Origin of the sequence: Mucilaginibacter sp., assembly GCF_028288225.1 — a bacterium.
In the GTDB taxonomy this organism is placed as follows: Bacteria; Bacteroidota; Bacteroidia; order Sphingobacteriales; family Sphingobacteriaceae; genus Mucilaginibacter.
Map to the genome: position 1 here is coordinate 131,400 of NZ_JAQBOC010000045.1, position 19,216 is coordinate 150,615.

At 41.6% G+C, this 19,216-nt stretch carries 16 protein-coding genes; 7 read left to right on the forward strand and 9 right to left on the reverse strand.

The genetic code is table 11. From position 1 onward, the window contains the following. Positions 1-45: 45 nt before the first annotated feature. Complete coding sequence (locus JWQ54_RS29175; RefSeq protein WP_367187099.1) at positions 46-318, reverse strand: DUF86 domain-containing protein; 273 nt, start codon at positions 316-318, stop codon at positions 46-48. Positions 319-383: 65 nt separating this feature from the next. Next, on the reverse strand, positions 384-695 hold the full coding sequence (locus JWQ54_RS14090; protein WP_299585733.1) for a nucleotidyltransferase domain-containing protein: 312 nt from the start codon (positions 693-695) through the stop codon (positions 384-386). A 155-nt stretch (positions 696-850) separates the two neighbouring features. On the opposite strand from JWQ54_RS14090, the gene JWQ54_RS14095 reads away from it, so the two are divergent. From JWQ54_RS14095 to JWQ54_RS14105, 3 genes are all read left to right on the forward strand, one after another. Continuing rightward, positions 851-2,689 carry a UbiD family decarboxylase gene (locus JWQ54_RS14095; RefSeq protein WP_299585735.1) on the forward strand — a complete coding sequence of 613 codons (1,839 nt, stop codon included), beginning with the start codon at positions 851-853 and terminating at the stop codon, positions 2,687-2,689. 324 nt (positions 2,690-3,013) lie between these two features. Then, complete coding sequence (locus tag JWQ54_RS14100; RefSeq protein ID WP_299585737.1) at positions 3,014-4,975, forward strand: gliding motility-associated C-terminal domain-containing protein; 1,962 nt, start codon at positions 3,014-3,016, stop codon at positions 4,973-4,975. Between the two features lie 72 nt (positions 4,976-5,047). Further along, positions 5,048-5,749, forward strand: a complete 702-nt coding sequence (locus tag JWQ54_RS14105; protein ID WP_299585739.1) for a hypothetical protein — start codon at positions 5,048-5,050, stop codon at positions 5,747-5,749. A 155-nt stretch (positions 5,750-5,904) separates the two neighbouring features. On the opposite strand, the gene JWQ54_RS14110 is transcribed toward JWQ54_RS14105, so the two are convergent. From JWQ54_RS14110 to JWQ54_RS14125, 4 genes are all read right to left on the reverse strand, one after another. Next, positions 5,905-6,477 carry an NUDIX hydrolase gene (locus JWQ54_RS14110; protein WP_299585741.1) on the reverse strand — a complete coding sequence of 191 codons (573 nt, stop codon included), beginning with the start codon at positions 6,475-6,477 and terminating at the stop codon, positions 5,905-5,907. A gap of 98 nt (positions 6,478-6,575) precedes the next feature. After that, a complete protein-coding gene (locus tag JWQ54_RS14115; RefSeq protein ID WP_299585744.1) occupies positions 6,576-6,806 on the reverse strand; it encodes a hypothetical protein in 231 nt (76 codons plus the stop codon). 370 nt (positions 6,807-7,176) lie between these two features. Beyond that, the gene (dacB, locus tag JWQ54_RS14120; RefSeq protein ID WP_299585746.1) at positions 7,177-8,589 is read right to left on the reverse strand and encodes a D-alanyl-D-alanine carboxypeptidase/D-alanyl-D-alanine-endopeptidase; all 1,413 of its coding nucleotides are present in this window, start codon (positions 8,587-8,589) and stop codon (positions 7,177-7,179) included. Further along, positions 8,561-10,009 carry an APC family permease gene (locus JWQ54_RS14125; protein WP_299585748.1) on the reverse strand — a complete coding sequence of 483 codons (1,449 nt, stop codon included), beginning with the start codon at positions 10,007-10,009 and terminating at the stop codon, positions 8,561-8,563. Before JWQ54_RS14125 ends, dacB begins: the two co-directional genes overlap by 29 nt. Before the next feature lie 147 nt (positions 10,010-10,156). Between JWQ54_RS14125 and JWQ54_RS14130 the strand changes: the two genes are divergently transcribed. Next, positions 10,157-12,397, forward strand: coding sequence for a sodium-translocating pyrophosphatase (locus tag JWQ54_RS14130; protein WP_299585749.1), 2,241 nt, complete (start codon positions 10,157-10,159; stop codon positions 12,395-12,397). A gap of 167 nt (positions 12,398-12,564) precedes the next feature. Here the strand turns inward: JWQ54_RS14130 and JWQ54_RS14135 are convergent, their stop codons facing one another. After that, on the reverse strand, positions 12,565-13,656 hold the full coding sequence (locus JWQ54_RS14135; protein ID WP_299585751.1) for an ABC transporter permease: 1,092 nt from the start codon (positions 13,654-13,656) through the stop codon (positions 12,565-12,567). A gap of 100 nt (positions 13,657-13,756) precedes the next feature. Then, a complete protein-coding gene (locus JWQ54_RS14140) occupies positions 13,757-14,521 on the reverse strand; it encodes an ABC transporter ATP-binding protein (RefSeq protein WP_299585753.1) in 765 nt (254 codons plus the stop codon). A 732-nt stretch (positions 14,522-15,253) separates the two neighbouring features. Here JWQ54_RS14140 and JWQ54_RS14145 point away from each other — a divergent pair. Further along, entirely contained in the window at positions 15,254-15,694 is a 441-nt protein-coding gene (locus JWQ54_RS14145; RefSeq protein ID WP_299585755.1) for a hypothetical protein, read from the forward strand. A gap of 107 nt (positions 15,695-15,801) precedes the next feature. Here the strand turns inward: JWQ54_RS14145 and carA are convergent, their stop codons facing one another. Then, positions 15,802-16,902: a glutamine-hydrolyzing carbamoyl-phosphate synthase small subunit gene (gene carA / locus JWQ54_RS14150; RefSeq protein ID WP_299585757.1), complete on the reverse strand. Its 1,101-nt coding sequence runs from the start codon at positions 16,900-16,902 to the stop codon at positions 15,802-15,804. A gap of 589 nt (positions 16,903-17,491) precedes the next feature. On the opposite strand from carA, the gene JWQ54_RS14155 reads away from it, so the two are divergent. After that, on the forward strand, positions 17,492-18,166 hold the full coding sequence (locus tag JWQ54_RS14155) for an ATP-binding cassette domain-containing protein (RefSeq protein WP_299585759.1): 675 nt from the start codon (positions 17,492-17,494) through the stop codon (positions 18,164-18,166). Positions 18,167-18,299: 133 nt separating this feature from the next. Continuing rightward, complete coding sequence (gene panB / locus JWQ54_RS14160; RefSeq protein WP_299585761.1) at positions 18,300-19,115, forward strand: 3-methyl-2-oxobutanoate hydroxymethyltransferase; 816 nt, start codon at positions 18,300-18,302, stop codon at positions 19,113-19,115. Positions 19,116-19,216 lie beyond the last annotated feature (101 nt).

Sequence of the window (19,216 nt, forward strand, 5' to 3'; positions counted from 1 at the left end):
TGTCTATAGATTTAGTTGGGAAATTTTTGGGGCGATGTAAGTTTATTATGATTCTAACTTTTCTAAAACTTCTACTTTTAAAGTAATTAAATCATCCTTAATAACTGACCATACAACAGCATCATCGATGGTGTCATAATTATGTATTAAGATATTTCTAAAACCAATAATATCTTTTTGATATTTGAGTAATTCTTTTGGGTCTGTTTCTTTAATCTTTTTAATTGCTTCTCCAACTATTCCCAGTTGCCTTTCAATGGCACTTTTGATTTTTAGGTCAACTGTATATTCTTCAAATAGATTAATTGGACCTAAAATTCATCAATAAGATAAATGCTATTAATTATATCAGTGAATAGTTTTATTTTTCTATCCATTGTTGGTTACTGTAAAGGATATATTAACTTTTTCCTGGTGCCAATGTACTCTTCAAGAATCGGGTTCCTGATTGAATTAAATGTAAGTAAATCAACCTTTTTGTTGAATAGCGTTTCAAACTTATTATATAAACTAAGTATCAATTTGCCTTTAAATATTGGATTAGGTTCATCAATTTCAACTATAAGATCAATGTCGCTTTTATCTGTAAAATTATTGGTTAAAACCGAACCGAAAGCATACAGTTCTTTAACCTTATGCACCCTGCACAAATCAATAAATTCTTTTGATTCAAAGTTTATCTCATTAATAACCATAATATAAAGTTAAATATAATAAATTAAACTGACTGAAAGTTTTAGTTAAGTATAGCAAAACCACAGCAGCCATCCAATAAACTATTTGAATCGCTCCATCTAAACAAAATATTGGTATAAAGCAACCCTGCATTTTGTACATTTGCCCAGCAAATATGAGTTACTCAAGTTTACAAGCCTGTGTTGCCGATCTTGAAAAGCATGGCCGATTGATCCGGATAAAGGAAGAAGTTGATCCTTACCTGCAAATGGCCGCAATTCACTTGCGCGTATTTGAACATGAGGGCCCGGCTATTCTGTTCGAAAATGTGAAGGGCAGCAAGTTCCCGGCAGTATCCAACCTTTTCGGGACGCTGGACAGATCGAGGTTTATTTTCAGGGACACCCTTGATAAGATCAAAATACTGGTCGATTTAAAATCCGATCCTTTAAAAGCAATAAAACATCCGTTTAAATATGCCAATGTGGGGCTTACCGCATTATCCGCCCTGCCCATGAAAACGGGCCGTAATGCGCCCATCAACTTTGCAAAATGCCATATCAGTGACCTGCCGCAGATTGTGAACTGGCCAAAGGACGGCGGTGCGTTTGTAACCATGCCGCAGGTTTATACAGAAGATGCCGATAAACCAGGCATTATGAATGCTAACCTGGGGATGTACCGCATCCAGATGGGAGGGAATGATTACATAATAAATGACGAGATTGGGCTGCATTATCAGCTTCATCGTGGCATCGGCGTTCATCAAACCAAAGCAAACGTAAAAGGACAGCCTTTAAAGGTGAGTATATTTGTAGGTGGCCCCCCGTCGCACCCTGTTGCTGCGGTAATGCCATTGCCCGAAGGATTATCCGAGATGACATTTGCCGGAGCATTAGGCAACCGCCGTTTCCGTTATTTTTATGACGCGGAAGGTTTCTGTATTTCGGCTGACGCTGATTTTGTGATAACGGGTACGGTTATGCCGCATGACAATAAACCCGAAGGCCCATTTGGAGATCATTTGGGTTATTACAGCTTAGAGCACCCTTTCCCGCTTTTAAAGGTTCATAACGTTTATCACCGTAAAGATCCTATCTGGTCGTTCACGGTAGTTGGCAGGCCACCACAGGAGGATACCAGCTTTGGCGCTTTGATCCACGAGATCACCGGCTCAGCTATCCCGAAGGAGATTCCAGGTTTACATGCCGTAAATGCTGTTGATGCAGCGGGTGTGCACCCTTTATTGTTTGCCATAGGCAGCGAGCGTTATACACCTTACAGCAATGAAAGAAGGCCACAGGAGATCTTAACCATAGCCAATCATATATTAGGGAAAGGTCAGTTAAGCCTCGCCAAATATTTATTTATAGCTGCGCAGGAAGATGATCCTAAATTAAATGTAAATGATATTGGCGGTTTTTTAAAACACATCCTGCAAAGAATCGACCTAACCCGCGACTTACATTTTTATACCAACACCACCATTGATACGCTTGATTACAGCGGTAGCGGGTTAAACTCGGGCAGTAAAGTGGCAGTAGCAGCAGCAGGGGAGATAAAAAGAGAACTTTGGAATGAGTTGCCTGCAAGCTTTACTTTGCCCCGTCCGTTTGAAAAATATAGAATGGTGATGCCCGGCATCCTGGCTGTTGAAGTACCAAAAAACATCAGAAGCAGTGATATGCCTTTAATGCTGGAAATTTTGGATGAACATTTGCAGGATGCAGAATTGGATAGTTTACCCCTGATGGTATTTTGCGACGATGCTGAATTTACTGCCCAAAACATCAATAATTTTGTTTGGGTAACGTTTACCCGCAGCAACCCATCGCATGATATTTATGGGATTAAGAGCTTTACCGAACATAAACATTGGGGCTGCAATGGCCCGCTGATAATAGATGCCCGCATAAAACCACACCATGCGCCTGTACTGGAAAAAGATCCGGAAGTTGAAAAACTGGTTGATAAGATGGGGGAGAAGGGCGGAGTTTTGTATGGAGTAATTTGAGTGCCGGAAATGTAAGAGCGCGATTACATTTCCTGTCTCGCAATTACATACTTTTGCATTTCACCGGTCGTACCAATTGTCGCTCCCGGAGTTGGCACATTCAGTTTTTATAGGATCTGAAAAAAGCAACCCTGGTTCAATGGTCATCTTATCACTCTGAAATTGATTGCTATCAAGACCCCGTTGATAACTAAAATACAATAGGAGAAAACCATGGATAGGATATTGTAACGGCGCTACACCGGATAATTTAATATGGCGGTTTAACCAACTTGTCAAAAATATTGCCTTAATTTAACACGTTAAATCTTATCACCCGATATAGTGTTCACGCAAATATTTAAACACAGTAAATCAGGGGGAAAGCTACTCCTTTTTATCCTGTTTCTTTTTCTTCATACAAAAACTTATTCCCAACAGTTTTATGCTGCTACCAGTTCCGGTCAGTTGCAGCTGGTAACCCTTACCGCTAACGGCCTGGTGTCTGTAACAGTCCCGGGATGTTATAGCTATTTCTCGATTGCCATATTCACCAATAAAATTTATTTCTCTGATGCAAATGGGAACCTGTTTTCAGGTAATTTAACCGGGAGTCCGGTTTCAGTTACCAATTGCCAATTAATATCAACGGGTGTGTACGCAAATTCTATGACTGTTGATAAGCAGGGTGTTATATATTATGCAATATATAATCAGCTATATATGATTGATCCTAACAGCCCGTCTCCGGCCCCGGTATTTTTAGGGTCGATGTCGTATTCTGCCACCGGTGATCTGGCCTTTTTTCAGAATGAATTATATATGGCTTCAGACCGCGGGATTGTACAGGTTAAGTTAAAGGACCCCTCCAAAAGCACACTTTATATTCCCTACACAGCCCAGTACATTTATGGCCTTACCAATGTTGCTGTGAATGGTAACGATGTCCTTTTTGCATTGAGTTTATCAGGTAACAGTACCAATCTGATTGAGCTGGACATGCAAAATAAAATAGTAAAAGGAAACGCAGGCTCCTTACCATATAATGTCTATGATGCAGGAAGCGTAACCGAAGCGGGAGAGGTTCCATCGATCGAGATAACCGATACCCGCATTACACAAGAATGCGACGTTTTTAACAAGGCCCGGGTAGAAATTATAACTAAGCAGCACACCAGCAAATACACATTTACGCTTGATAACGGGCAAACTAATTTAACGGGCATCTTCGATAACCTCGCACCAGGCGTTCACCCGTTAACCATCACATCCGACGGAGAAGAATTTCCCAAACACACCTCCTTCACTGTACCCGACTTCACGCTCACTGCTCCCCTTATTACGCCCTCGCTTAAAAATCCGATATGTGATATATTGGGCGAAATTAAGCTGGATGCGGGCGTTAATAATTCAACTTACACCATAAAATATAATGGTAATTCGTTTTCCTTCGATCACGCCTTTAGCGGCTTAGCCGCGGGCACCTACCATTTTATTATTCTAAACGCCCAAGATTGCATCGTCAACGAAAAAGACTACGCTTTGCAACAGGATATTTGCCCGCCAATAACAGTAAACGATGTACAGGTTGCGCGTGAATGCGACGTGTTCGGCAAGGCCAAAGTGACGATAACTACTCAGGCGCACCCTGATAACTATATTTACACGCTTAATAATACAAGCAATGCCACCGGGATATTCGATCTTGTTCCACCAGGCGCGTATAATCTCGTAATCATATCATCGGGAGGTGACAGGGTTGTACGCCCGGTAACTGTACCCGACTATACTCTCGACATACCCAACATAACCTATGCCGTAAAAAATGCCGATTGCACCCTGTTCGGCGAAATAAAATTTAAGATAAACGGCGATACCAAAGGCGCAACGTCGATAAGATACGGATCGCAGGTGTATCCAATTGATCAGGCTATCAAAACTTTGCCACCCGGCGCAAACTCTTTCAGCGTACTTAACCAGCAGGGCTGCGTAATTGATATAATTAATGTAGATGTGGCGCTAGACCCATGCAAGCCCATTGTTTTCCCCAATGCATTTACTCCTAACGGCGATGGCGTAAACGATATTTTCAGATCAAACCAGGACGCCGATCCCCTTAAGTTTCAGTTGTTGATATACAACCGATGGGGCGCACTTATTTTCAAATCACAAAGCATTTTCAACGGCTGGGATGGAACCTTTAACGGAAAGCCGGTGCCATTCGGCGTATTTTACTGGGTAGCAAGCTATATCACGATTGATGGGAAAGATGTCGCCCAAAGTGGCTATGTAACCCTCATAAAGTAAAGCCTGTTTATAAAAAGTGACCCCACTCAATAAAATTGTTTATATTTTTGCCCCTCAAGCAATTTTAAGAGCATGTCTATAAAGAGAATAATTATCGGTTGTTTATTATTAAGTTTTTTCGCCTGCAAAAAACCGCAGGACATACCTCATTTTACCGTTTCCAAAGTTTTTAAAACAGATACCGCTACAACCGTAAATGTGCACATCGCTAACCGGATGACAACTGCACAACTATTGCTGATAGCCGGTAAGCTGAAAAAAGACAGCACACAGATCCAAAACTTGAAGATTAGCTTCCTGCTACCCGGCAATACCGAAACCAGTGCCGGTGAAAACAGCTATTATGCGGCTGCTAAATTTGTAAATAAAAACCAGGTAGCTTCATATGATACTTTGAAAGATGATGAAGGCAATGTGATCCGCTTAAAAATATTTGGCTTAAATGAAACCCAGGCTAAGCATTTGTTATCATTACAGCCTAAAGAGATTGCCAATAAAAATGTAATGGGTCGTTTTATTGATGACTATAACCATACGGTTATTATTCCTTTTGATGATCCGCTTGATGAGAAGAAGGAAGTATACGTCATCGAGCTTGATTCGGCCTCAAAAGTAGTATCGGCCACAATTCCTGTAAAAGCTAAAGAGGGCAATATTGAAAAATGGCTGGTTACCCAGCATGGTGATTATATGATATTGAAGGACAGCGTACTTACCCAATATGCAGCGGATGGCTTGGGAGTGCCGTTTAACAGTATAAAATCGGGAATTTAAAAAGTACGCATCCTGCCCGGATTCGAAGGGAAGGATGAGCGCAGAGGCTTGTCCGCTTGCTAAGCATGGTGCTTAGGCCTTTGCCCGCGTGCTTCCCTTCGATAAACTCAGGGCAGGCTTGTGCCTCAGCATGACATCCCTCTTGTCATGTTTTATTACAAATTCATAAAAAAATATTGCAGTAAAATAATCGTCTTCGCATCCCTGAACTCGCCTTGCTTTAACTTTTCCTTTGCTTCATCAAAGCTCATTTCAACAGGTTCAATACTTTCGCCTTCTTCTTTTAATCCGCCGCCCTCACCTGTTTTGCTTTTCTCATCGTACCTGGCAATAAAGTAATATACAAATTCTGTTAAGCCGCCTGATGATGAGTAAGCTCCGGCAACCCGTTCCAAATCGTGAATTTTATAACCCAGTTCTTCACCAACCTCACGGTGGGCAGTATCTTCCGGGTTTTCTACCTCATCAATAATTCCCGCGCAAACTTCAACCAGGTAGCCGCTTTCGCTTCCATTTAAAAATGCAGGCAAACGGAACTGTTTGCCAAGCAAGATCTTTTTACGCTCATCATCAACCAGCAGCACGGCAACAGCATCCGGTCTGAAGTATACCTCTTTCTCCACGTTATGAAACACGCCGTCCTCACCAGGCTTTTCAAAGCTGATATACTTAAGAGGGTATTTTTTATCAGATAAAGTTTCCTTTTTTAAGATCTGGATGTTTGACATAGTTCTTCCTTTTTTATAAATACTTTTTTGGAAGGGATATGTTTTAGGAAATTAAAAGAATGACACTCTTAAATGAAAGGTAACGATTATGATTATAGTTAGATTTCAGTTAGCCAGGTTTTAGCGTCCTTTAATTCGGTATTCCTATTTAACGATAATTTTACTTCACGAATACCCGCTTTAAACCCTTCATAAAATTCTTCTGGATTGGCTTCCTTTTTAGTCACCTTACGAAGATTCAATAAAGATTTTACCTCACTGATAATATCTTCATCATCAGTATCAAGTATCATTCCTATTACCTCAAGTTTTGCGGCCTGTAAGTTCATAATATCAAATATTACTAAAAATTTAAGGATAGTCAAATTCGAAATTGATTTTTAAAAAGGTATTCTAATCATTTCCTTTAGGGCTATCGTGTACCCACAAGTTTTAAAGCCCGGGAAAGACAATGACCTATGGGGTCTCCTCTTTGTAGAAAAATAACGAATAGAATTTGTGCTTCGTAGAAGCTACCCATCCGCCATGTGTATAACAGGCATTCACCCTCACGTCGGCAATGGCGATATAGGGTAGGCCCCATGGGCCAAAAAAACCTTTCTTTCGATTAGCTACAAAGAGGTAGACCCTATAGGTCAAGGGGAATATGTACAGCTAAGACAGATGCGGGTAAACTGCAGCCTTTAGAGGGCCAGGGGCTTACTTCATCTCGTCCAGTACCCTAAACATCTTCTCCTTTATCCCTTTGCCTGATCCGCTATAGTTATTTACCATAATAGAGAAACAAAGCTCGCGGCCTTTGTAAGTATGATATCCTGCATAGGTAAGCACGTTAAGAATACTGCCGCTTTTCATCCGCATATCATTATAAGTTGGCAAACTGTCGTAAAAATCAGGGAACCAGGTTTCTTTTTTTGCTGATTGCAGGATAGTGGCTAAGGTTAAAGTTGTTACCCTGTCGCCGGGTGACAGGCCGCTGCCGTCAACAATGTTTAAAGAGTTTGGGTCGATGCCACGAGCTTTCCAAAAGGCTTGCTCAACCTCAACGCCATTCATGGTTGATGGCTGTTTTCCGGCTTTCCAGGCAATGGTTTTCAGCAATTGCTCAGCATACAGGTTAATGCTTTTATGATTGAGCCAGTAAATGATCTGGCTTAAGCGCGGCGACAGGAGGGTAGTTAAATTAGTACCTATCTGCGGTGTCAATAACCCTTTAGCAGTTAAAGAATTGGTAGATTCAGCTTCATTACTTACCATAATCCCCAAACGCTTCAAAGTATCCATCAAACGGAAGGCAGCGTCATAAGCCGGATCAGGCAGGGCAGCAGAAATACTTTTTTTTGTTTGATCCTGGGCATAGGTGCCGCGCAGATACATCAACTTGCCGCCAACAGGTAAAAAGGCATATGCGTTATCGCCGGTACCTGGTGTTGCATTAACCAGCTCACTTTTAAAATTGAGATATGGCATTTCCGGAACTTCGCGCAATATGCCAATTGCACTGTCAACCCTGCCGGTTCTTAGTTTTATATCAAACTGGTTTTCGCGCCAGCAAAGTCCGGATGTGCCTGCGCCATAATAGTTGCCTACATCCATCCAGATCCATCCCTCGGGGACAGACTGTGAGCCGAAAATAGAATCATCGCCAATAACCCTTCCGTTAATTTTTTTAATGCCTGCCTTTTGCAAAGCATCAACCATTAAGCTAAGGACATGCCCCTCGTGCGTATTTTCATAGCGCCAGCTGCCTAAGGTTGGGTCGCCTGCGCCTTTAATAATGATGTCGCCATTCAATGTGCCATCGGCTCCAATAGTGCCGTTATAGCCAAATTGGGTTTGGTATTGAAAATCCTTGCCCAATAAATTGAAGGCGGTAATAGTGGTTATAGTTTTTAAGGTTGATGCCGCAGCCATGCCCATATTAGGGTTGGCGGTAAAAACCTTTTCACCCGTTTTAGCATCCAATACGGTTAGCGATACCGAAGCATACCTGCACTGGCTATCAGCCTGCAACCTGTTAAATGCCGATTGCAGCTTTTGATCCAGTGGTTGGGCAACAGTGTGCCCGGCAACAAAAAGAAAACTAATCAGCCAGCTCTTCTGTATCCTCATTTGTTGAGTTCCTTTGCGCGATATAATAAATAGGTATACCCAATAATACAATAATTAAACCCGGCCAGGTAAAGTTTGGTTTGTATATGATCAGTAAAATACAAAAAGCAATACCCATAATAATATAAATGGCCGGTAAAATAGGGTATCCGAATGCCTTATAAGGCCTTTCAGCATCCGGGCGGGTAATCCTTAGTTTATAGATCCCCAAAATGGTGAGCACATAAAATATAACCACCACAAATGAGATCATATCCAACAGATCGCCATATTTACCGCTCATACAAAGTATTGAAGCCACAATTGCCTGGATCCATAAACCAAACTCAGGTACGGCAAATTTGTTCAGCGTTCCGGTTTTCTTAAAAAACAAACCATCTTTAGCCATGGTATAATAAACTCTGGCACCGGCCATAATCAATCCATTGTTACAGCCAAAGGTGGAGATCATGATCATCACCGCAATAACTATAGTACCTGCATTCCCGAATATCACGTGCGATGCCGCCACGGCAACGCGGTCCTTATCAGCAGTTGCAATATCATGCAGCGATAATACGCCCGTATACATCACGTTTGCCGATACATAAATAATGGTAACTATCAGCGTACCTAAAAACAAGCTTAAACCAATGTTGCGTTTTGGGTTGCTCATTTCGCCGGCAATAAAAGTTACGTTATTCCAACTGTCGCTGCTGAATATCGAACCCACCATTGATGCTGCAATGGCACCAAGGGCCGCTGCAATGGTTAAGGTACCAATGCTGCCGTCGGCATTTAGCTTATGCATATCCCAGGCATTGCTCCAGTTGGCGTGCCATACGTCGCCCTTAAAAGCAACAAAACCAAATATGATCAACCCAAATAAACTGAGCAGCTTGGTAATGGTAAATGTATTTTGAATAAGTTTACCGCTTTTAACGCCCTTAGTATTAATATAGGTAAGCAGCAATATAACCACTATTGAAACGCACTGCGCGGCGCTTATGGTAAAGTGCCAGCTGCCTATCATCGTGCCAAATAATATATTATCCTCACTTACTGCCGGTATTAAATAAGCCGTAAATTTTGAGAAAGCAACACCCACCGCAGCAATAGTGCCGGTTTGGATCACCGCAAAAAAGCTCCAGCCGTATAAAAATGCAATAAGCTTGTTATAAGCTTCTTTTAAATAAACATATTGGCCGCCTGCTTTGGGAAACATGGCGCTTAGCTCGCCGTAACTTACTGCGGCGGTAAGCGTCATAAAGCCTGTTATCAGCCAAACGGCTATAAGCCAGCCTGCTGAGCCTACGTTGCGGGTAATATCGGCGCTTACTATAAAGATCCCTGAACCTATCATTGAGCCTGCTACCAGCATGGTGCCGTCAAGCAAACCCAGTTCATGTTTTAGTTTTGGTTGTTTTGATTTTGTTGTCATCAATAGTTTAAGTTGAAAGTTCTAAACTATTCAAAAAAGTTTATAATTCTCACGCTATTGTAAAGAAATTAATTTGCTATTTTGCGCAACCAATTATATTTGCGGGCTGAATTATAAAACCAGAATACTTATAACAAAATTTAAAATATGGATCTATTGAACAATTACTTAATTTATTTAATTCCTGTCTTAGGGCTCATCGGGATTATCGCCATGGCAATAAAAGCCTCATGGGTTACCAAACAAGATGCCGGAGATGGCGATATGGTAACTTTAGCCGGTTATATTGCCGACGGCGCAATGGCATTTTTGCGTGCAGAGTGGAAGGTGCTAAGCTACTTTGTGGTAGTGGCTGGTTTGCTATTGGCATGGTCAGGTACAACTGTAGTAACTTCAAGCCCGGTTATTGCCATATCATTTGTATGCGGTGCATTTCTTTCGGCATTTGCGGGCTTTTTGGGGATGCGCATTGCCACTAAAGCAAACGTTCGTACTACACAAGCTGCACGTACAAGCCTTGCCAAAGCATTAAAAGTTTCTTTTACAGGCGGTACCGTTATGGGTTTAGGTGTAGCCGGACTTGCAATTATAGGTTTAGGATCCTTATTCATCGTATTTTATACCGTTTATGTTAAAAACGTGCTGGGCGCAACTGTTAATGGCGAGCATATGGCCAAAGCCCTTGACGTTTTAGCCGGGTTCTCATTGGGTGCCGAGTCTATCGCCTTATTCGCGCGTGTAGGCGGCGGGATCTATACCAAAGCTGCTGATGTTGGCGCTGACCTTGTAGGTAAAGTTGAAGCAGGCATTCCTGAGGATGATGTGCGCAACCCTGCAACTATTGCCGATAACGTAGGCGATAACGTAGGTGACGTTGCCGGTATGGGTGCGGATTTGTTCGGATCGTACGTAGCGACTATGCTTGCAACCATGGTATTGGGCCGCGAAATTGTATCGCATGATGCTTTTGGAGGCATTGCGCCTATATTGTTACCAATGGTGATAGCCGGTTTAGGTTTGATCTTCTCTATTGTTGGTGCAGCTATGGTGAAAATTAAAAATGAAACTGATAGTGTGCAAAAAGCCCTGAACATTGGTAACTGGACATCTATTATATTAACAGCTATTGCCACTTATTTTGTAGTGCAGTGGATGCTGCCAAATGATGCTTTCCACATGGTACGTGATGAGGACGCAGCCGGAGGTATAAAAGCCGGAGCATTGGTGTTTACTAAAAATGGTGTTTTTATGTCGATAGTAGTTGGCCTGATAGTAGGTACTTTAATGTCGATAATTACAGAATATTATACTGCAATGGGTAAACGCCCGGTATTGAGCATTATCCGCCAGTCATCAACAGGGCATGCAACCAATATTATCGGCGGTTTGGCTATTGGTATGGAATCAACCGTATTGCCAATTTTGGTTTTAGCATCAGGAATTTATGGCTCTTATCATTTTGCGGGTTTATATGGCGTAGCAATTGCAGCAGCAGGTATGATGGCAACAACAGCTATGCAGCTGGCTATCGATGCATTTGGTCCAATTGCCGATAACGCAGGCGGGATTGCCGAAATGAGCCGCTTGCCCGAAGAAGTACGTCACCGTACGGATAACCTTGATGCCGTAGGTAATACTACAGCAGCTACCGGCAAAGGTTTCGCAATAGCATCAGCAGCGTTAACCTCGCTGGCTTTGTTTGCGGCATTTGTTGGTGTTGCAGGTATTGAGCACATTGATATTTATAAGGCAGATGTATTGGCCGGCTTATTTGTAGGTGGTATGATCCCTTTTATCTTCTCGGCATTGTGTATCTCGGCAGTAGGCCGGGCGGCTATGGCGATGGTAGAAGAAGTAAGGCGCCAGTTTCGCGAGATCCCGGGCATTATGGAGTACAAGGCTAAGCCTGAGTACGAAAAATGTGTGGCTATCTCAACCAAAGCATCCATCCGCGAGATGGTTGCACCGGGCCTTATCGCTTTGATCACTCCAATAATTATCGGTTTTGCATTCGGTCCGGAGGTTTTAGGCGGATTGCTGGCAGGTGTTACCGTATCAGGCGTGCTGATGGGAATTTTCCAGAGCAACGCAGGTGGTGCATGGGACAATGCTAAAAAATCATTCGAAAAAGGTTGTATGATCAACGGTGAAATGCATTACAAAAAATCAGAACCACACAAGGCCTCTGTAACAGGCGATACCGTAGGGGACCCGTTTAAGGATACTTCAGGCCCGTCAATGAATATTTTGATCAAGCTGATGTCTATCGTGTCACTGGTAATAGCACCTCACCTGCACAAGCAGGTAAGCCACAGTGAGCGCATTCAAAAGGAATTGCAGCGGCATTCAATAGTAACACATGTTATTAAAGTGGATAAAAAAGCATAATTGAAAAAGGATAATAAAAAAAGGGATGCTGCGAGGCGTCCCTTTTTTTTGAACTAAGATTTATAGGATCAAAAGATTAAGGATGCCAATCACAATCCCTTAATCTTTAAATGAAATTAATGATTCAAATTCCGAAATCGAAAATCCGACATCTGCACATCAAAAATCTACTCCCATTTAAAGGTTTTAACAGCTACCGCGTAAATAATAATAAACCAGACCCCCAATATTAATAACTGGTGGGTTACCTCGTTTAGGCCGGCACCTTCAAAAGCCACTTTGCGCATGGCATCATTTAAATAAGTGAGCGGCAGTATCTTGCTTATTGATTGCAGCCAGGTTGGGAAGGCTGTGGTGGCAAAGAACGTTCCTGATAGTAAGAATTGGGGCAGGGTAATAATATTTGAAAGCGGTGGCACCGTACTTTCATTTTTGGCGATGCCCGATATGGTGAAACCGAAGCCCATAAATATAATAAGGCCTAAAGCTGCAAGTACCAGCATATTTAATACGGTTACAATGCCATGTACCAGGGTAAAGCCAAACATGTAATGCCCAACCAATATTATAAACAAGGCACCCAGTAACGAGAATACCAAACGTGCAAGGGCCTCGCCCAAAACAATGCTGTATTTTTTTACAGGTGTTGCAAAAAAACGTTTAATAACCAGTGTTAACCTCAAGCTTAAAAATACAAACGCAGTACCAAAAACGCCGCTGCTTAATAACGAAAAACCCAGCATGCCGGGTAATATAAAATCAATGTATTTGTATTCGCGGCCCTTAACGGTGGTTTCTTTTATTTCGGCAATTGGCTGAGGAATGGTGTTGCCCCTGCTGTTTATCTGGAAGAAAATGCTTTGCAACAATGACCTTAAGATTCCGCCCTTTTGCTGTGATGCCTCGGTGTATTGTACATGAAGCGTATATGGTGGCATAGCATTATTTTTCTGCACGTCTATTATAGCATCAATATTTCCTTTTGACAGACTTTTGGTCATATCATCGGCACTTTGGTCAGTTATTAAATGCACCACTCTGGCTCTTTTTAAAGCCTGGTAAACCGGACTAAGCGTATCAGTAGTTTTAGCAACCCCCACATCAATAGTAACACCGCCGCCGCCAATATTGGCAAACACAATAATAAATATTAGCGGGAAAGCCAAACTAAACACCACCGCCGAAGGACTGCGGATGATTGAGCGGAAACTGGCTTTGGCAATAGCCATGGTTGCATTAAAGTTGCTGTATTTTTTCATTAGTCAATAGTCATTGGTAATTAGTCATTAGTGTTTTACTGCAAACTGCCCACTGGCAACTGCAAACTTTTGCTTCCCTTTTAGGGGGCTGGGGGGCCACCTACCCCTCCCGCCATTCCTTGCCGGTCATGTTTATAAAAACATCTTCAAGGTTGGCCAGCTTAACTTGTTTTTTACGCTCAAAGCCTGATGCTACAAGTTCGTCAATAAAATGGTTTGGCGTGTCAATACCAATGATGTGACCGCCATCAATAAAGGCAACCCGGTCGCACAGCTCTTCGGCTTCGTCCATGTAGTGGGTGGTAATAACAACGGTGGTGCCGCTATTGCGGATCTCGCGGATCAGGTCCCACAAATTACGGCGTGCCTGCGGATCGAGGCCGGTGGTGGGTTCGTCCAAAAATATTATCCTCGGATTATTAATAAGCGTTGTGGCTATTGAAAAACGCTGTTTTTGCCCGCCCGACAAGTCTTTATATTTTGCTTTAGCCTTATCAGTCAATGCTACTTTTTCAAGCATTTCCATGGGCGTTTTATCAATACCGTATAAGCCGCAGAAAAGCCTGATCAGCTCTGAAAGGTTTAAGTTTGGGTAATAACCCGCAGATTGCAGCTGAACACCTATTAGCTGTTTAATATCATCAGCATCGGTTTCAATGTTAAAACCATCAACATTGATCTCACCGGATGTTTTATCACGCAGTGTTTCAATTATTTCGAGCGTAGTAGTCTTGCCGGCGCCGTTAGGACCCAGCAAACCAAAGATCTCACCCTCATAAACTTCAAAACTTATACCCTTTACAGCGTTAAAATCGCCGTAGTTTTTTACCAGGTTTTTTACGGTTATAATAGGTTTTTCTGCCATGGTGTAAAAATGCAACGGATTTAATGAAATATCAATGAGTTTTTAAGTAAATGGCAGAAATATTACCGTAGCATTTAGACCCTGGTAAAGCCTGCTTAAATGGCGAAGCCTTCATGAACATATTAAAATTAAAATGTGAATAATACTCCCCGGCAGGGAAAACTTCAGCTTCGCGCTTTTTAAGTCTTCCCAACCGGGTGTGGTTTATTTACAGTGTTATTTGTGTAAGGTGTTCATGAGGGTTGTGCCATTTAGAGGGAGTTGATGAATAAAACTTATCTGCTTCCTATCCTTATTTAAGGCACTTAAAAACTATTAACTGATCAAATGACCGATAGAATGCAGAATGGATGCTAAATGTTCGGCAGCTTTTACTGCCAGGTGGATAAGTTGTATTACGAGTAACGTTTTCATAACAAGGATTGATTTATGGTTCAAAATTGCAAACAGAACACGTTTTTGCATAGGGATATTAGGCGAAGTGCGGTAAAATGTCGGTGAATTGTTGCCGCCAGTCGATGAATATGGGGCAAATTTGGGTGAGGATTAAAACTGTCGGTAGAATATTTATATCTTTAGGAAACGATATTTTTCAACCTGTAATTACCTTAAAATAAGCCCGTCACGAAAACCCTTTTAACTCTTTTTGCTTGCGCGATAGTTTTATCATCCTGCCACACATCTGCCAAAAAAGCAATTGGTGATGATTCAACAACTAACAAAGCTTATACCGTGCCGGATGATAGCGCTATTACCAAAGCCGTACATGATGCCTATGCAGCCATCAGTTTTAAAGAAGGGGAGAAGCCAAGGTATAATGAAATTCAAAACTACTTTATCCCGGAGGCACAATTGATAAATTTCCGCACGGATACCGCTCAGGTAGTAGATATTAAGCATTTTATTGACCCCTTATACAAAAACTTTATTGAAGGCAACCATATCCATTTGTTTTATGAAGAGGAGATTTTTGGCCGTACCGAACAATTTGGCCGGGTTGCACATCGCATCAGCACTTATGTAACTTATTTAAACAAGCGTGATACAGCTATGGAACGAGGGGTAAACAGTTTCCAGCTGATAAAAACCAAAGCCGGCTGGAAAGTATCGAGCATTATTTGGGATGTGGAAAAGCCTGCGTTAAAGGTGCCGGAGTATTATTTGAAAAAATGATCGTAGAGACGCATGCTTCGCGTCTTAAACTTTGCATTTCAAATTTCTGACGTATAATTAGCAGGCGGGAGACGCGATGCGTCGCGTCTCTACGAAATTATCTCCTTTTATTTCATCAGCTCAATAAAATCATCAAACAAATACCTGCTGTCATGCGGGCCGGGAGATGATTCAGGGTGATATTGTACCGAGAATGCTTTTTTACCTTTTACGCGAATGCCCTCGATTGATTGATCGTTAAGGTTTACGTGGGTGATCTCCACCTTGTCTGACGCCCTTACGGCTTCAGGCACCACGCCAAAGCCATGGTTTTGTGAAGTAACCTCACAATGGTTAATAATTATATTTTTTACCGGGTGATTTAAGCCGCGGTGACCGTTAAACATTTTTATGGTTGGGATGTCATTCGCCAATGCAAGCAGCTGGTGACCAAGGCAAATCCCGAACATTGGTTTATCAGAGGCCAGTACTTTTTTTACCGTGTCAACAGCATAAGGCATGGCAGACGGATCGCCGGGACCGTTAGAGATAAAGTAACCTGTAGGATCAAAATCCTTCTCCATTTCCTCAAACGTGGTTTTTGCCGGGAATACTTTTGCGTATACATCCCTGTCGTCAAAATTGCGAAGGATGTTTTTCTTTACACCCAGATCAAGTACTGCAACACGGTAAGCCGCATTTTCATCGCCGAAGGTATAGGTTTCAGTAGTTGATACTTTTGATGACAATTCAAGTCCGTCCATTGAAGGTACTTCGGCAAGTTTTGCTTTCAGTTCTTCAAGATCCAGCACCTCTGATGAGATAATGGCGTTCATTGCACCTTTATCGCGGATATGCCTAACCAGCTGGCGGGTGTCAATATCAGAGATCCCAACAATGTTTTGCTCCTGGAAATAATCCTGGATTGATTCATTGGCCTGCTTGCGGCTGTAAGCAATGTTGTAATTTTTACAAACAAGGCCCGCAATCTGGATCTGTCCCGATTCAACTTCATTATCAGCTATGCCATAATTGCCAATGTGAGCATTGGTAGTAACCATTATTTGCCCGAAGTAAGAAGGGTCGGTAAAAATTTCCTGGTAGCCGGTCATCCCTGTATTAAAGCAGATCTCGCCGGTGGTTGTTCCCATTTTTCCGGCAGCTTTACCATAAAAAACAGTTCCGTCAGCCAGTAATAATACCGCAGGTAATTTGGTGAAATAAGTCATTGATCAAAAAAATTGAATGGTTAAAAAGCCGGTTTGCCTGGTGCAGCGCTCCGTGAAAACAGCCCGAAATATTGAAGTGAGTTACTTCCTGATTCACGCCGCAAAGGTAAGGTTTTATTTCGGAATTCGGAATTTCGATTTCGGATTTTTTTGGATGCGTTTTGTTTTTTAAGGTGTTCAAGAGAGCGCGCCGTTCGGACGTTCGATTTCGGATTTTTTGGATATAGGTTAAAGAAGTTATCATTATGTTTACCAAACGATAATAAACATGTTTGTTTGTTGTTCTATAACTTCAGTGTTACCAAATGGCCAGGTTATTTTTTAATTATTATTTCAGTGTTACAAAATACAACCTCCTCTTCTGTATTTTTTTTGCCATTGTAAGATCTTTAACTACGAACTTGTGGGCTGATATAACAGAAGCCATTATACTTTTTGGAACATTTGGGGTACTTATATCTTTTATGGCTTATAAATACTTTCAAAGTATAGAATATTGCTTTTATATAAATGCGGGCTTGTCCATTAGATATTTACAATTAAAAACTTTCATCATCAATCTCGCAGCTTCATCATTTATTTTATTAATATGGAGCATAAGCTACAGGTAAAATCCGTTACGCATAGTTTCGGTAAAAAAAATATACTTTCAGAATGCGCATTTGAGTGTAAAACCGGGGAAGTAATTGGCATCCTGGGCAGAAATGGCTCAGGCAAATCTACTCTCTTTAAAATACTTTTCGGCACATTAAAGCCTGATCATATTGAGGCCTATTTAAACAATCAGCCCTGGGCGAAGAATGGTGATTTAACTACAGTTGGATATCATCCGCAGGAAGTTATGCTGCCAAAAGGATTAAAGGTTAGAAATTTAATTTCTGTTTACATCACAAATGCCGGAAATCAGGATAAAGTATTTTACGCCCAGGGAATTAATGGGATGCTAAATAAAGAAGTCAGGACTTTATCGCCGGGACAGCAACGCTACTTACAATTCATTCTATTATTAAACCTCGACCATCATTTTATTTTACTTGATGAACCCTTTTCAATGGTTGAGCCCTTGTATAGAGATTTGATCAAAGAAAAATTAATTGAGTACAAATTATATAAAGGCTTTATAATTACTGATCATTATTACTTGGATGTTTTAGAAGTTGCTGATAAAATTAATCTGATCAAAAATGGACAAATCATTTCTATTTCCAATGTTGAGGAATTAAGGGCACTCGAATATCTTTCTGATCAATCTATCGTGTACTAATATTTAACGCCAAAAAATAATTCCGAAATCGAACATCTGAAATCCGAAATTACCCTCAATTCGTGTAATTCGAATTAATTCGTGCAATTAGTGTTTTTCAATTTTTACATTTGTACCCACTAAAACATTATCCATGTCAATACATAAAGAGGTTAAAAGAATTACCACGCATATTTTGCAGGAAATGAAAAACCATGGCGAGAAGATTGCCATGCTTACTGCCTATGATTATTCAATGGCTGCTATTGTTGATGAAGCCGGGGTGGATATTATACTGGTGGGCGATTCAGCATCAAACGTAATGGCCGGGCATGAAACTACGTTGCCAATAACTCTTGATCAGATGATCTATCATGCATCATCGGTAGTACGGGCTGCAAAAAGAGCCCTGGTTATTGTCGATCTGCCTTTTGGTTCATACCAGGGCAACTCAAAGGAGGCGCTTAATTCTGCCATCCGCATTATGAAGGAATCAGGCGCACATGGCGTAAAAATTGAAGGAGGAGTTGAAATAGCTGAATCAGTAAGCCGCATCCTTACAGCCGGCATCCCGGTTATGGGGCATTTGGGTTTAACACCGCAGTCTATTTATAAATTCGGTACTTATACAGTAAGGGCTAAAGAGGAAGCTGAGGCACAAAAGCTAAGGGAAGATGCCATAAAGCTGCAGGAACTGGGCTGCTTTGGAATAGTGCTCGAAAAGATTCCCGCTTTATTGGCCAAACAGGTGAGCGAGAGTTTAAGTATCCCTACCGTTGGCATAGGCGCCGGTCAAAGTTGTGACGGACAGGTACTGGTGATCCATGATATGCTCGGGATAAACAAAGGCTTTTCGCCCCGATTTTTACGTAAGTATGCCGATCTGCATGAAGTGATGAACAATGCTATCCAAAATTATGTTAGCGATATAAAAACTAAAAGCTTCCCGAACGAAAAGGAGGAGTATTAGTTATGGAGTCCATGGTCGATAGTCCATAGACCATGGTAGGAGAGAAAGTCCATAGTCGATAGTCCATAGACCATGGTAAGAGAGAAAGTCTATAGTCGATA

Coding starts and splice junctions, on each gene's coding strand:
- JWQ54_RS14155 (WP_299585759.1), top strand. CDS start 17,492: ATGGAGCATAAGCTACAGGTAAAATCCGTTACGCATAGTTTCGGTAAA.
- JWQ54_RS14115 (WP_299585744.1), bottom strand. CDS start 6,806: ATGAACTTACAGGCCGCAAAACTTGAGGTAATAGGAATGATACTTGAT.
- JWQ54_RS14105 (WP_299585739.1), top strand. CDS start 5,048: ATGTCTATAAAGAGAATAATTATCGGTTGTTTATTATTAAGTTTTTTC.
- JWQ54_RS14135 (WP_299585751.1), bottom strand. CDS start 13,656: ATGAAAAAATACAGCAACTTTAATGCAACCATGGCTATTGCCAAAGCC.
- panB (WP_299585761.1), top strand. CDS start 18,300: ATGTCAATACATAAAGAGGTTAAAAGAATTACCACGCATATTTTGCAG.
- JWQ54_RS14095 (WP_299585735.1), top strand. CDS start 851: ATGAGTTACTCAAGTTTACAAGCCTGTGTTGCCGATCTTGAAAAGCAT.
- JWQ54_RS14125 (WP_299585748.1), bottom strand. CDS start 10,009: ATGACAACAAAATCAAAACAACCAAAACTAAAACATGAACTGGGTTTG.
- JWQ54_RS14140 (WP_299585753.1), bottom strand. CDS start 14,521: ATGGCAGAAAAACCTATTATAACCGTAAAAAACCTGGTAAAAAACTAC.
- JWQ54_RS14110 (WP_299585741.1), bottom strand. CDS start 6,477: ATGTCAAACATCCAGATCTTAAAAAAGGAAACTTTATCTGATAAAAAA.
- dacB (WP_299585746.1), bottom strand. CDS start 8,589: ATGAGGATACAGAAGAGCTGGCTGATTAGTTTTCTTTTTGTTGCCGGG.
- carA (WP_299585757.1), bottom strand. CDS start 16,902: ATGACTTATTTCACCAAATTACCTGCGGTATTATTACTGGCTGACGGA.
- JWQ54_RS14130 (WP_299585749.1), top strand. CDS start 10,157: ATGGATCTATTGAACAATTACTTAATTTATTTAATTCCTGTCTTAGGG.
- JWQ54_RS14090 (WP_299585733.1), bottom strand. CDS start 695: ATGGTTATTAATGAGATAAACTTTGAATCAAAAGAATTTATTGATTTG.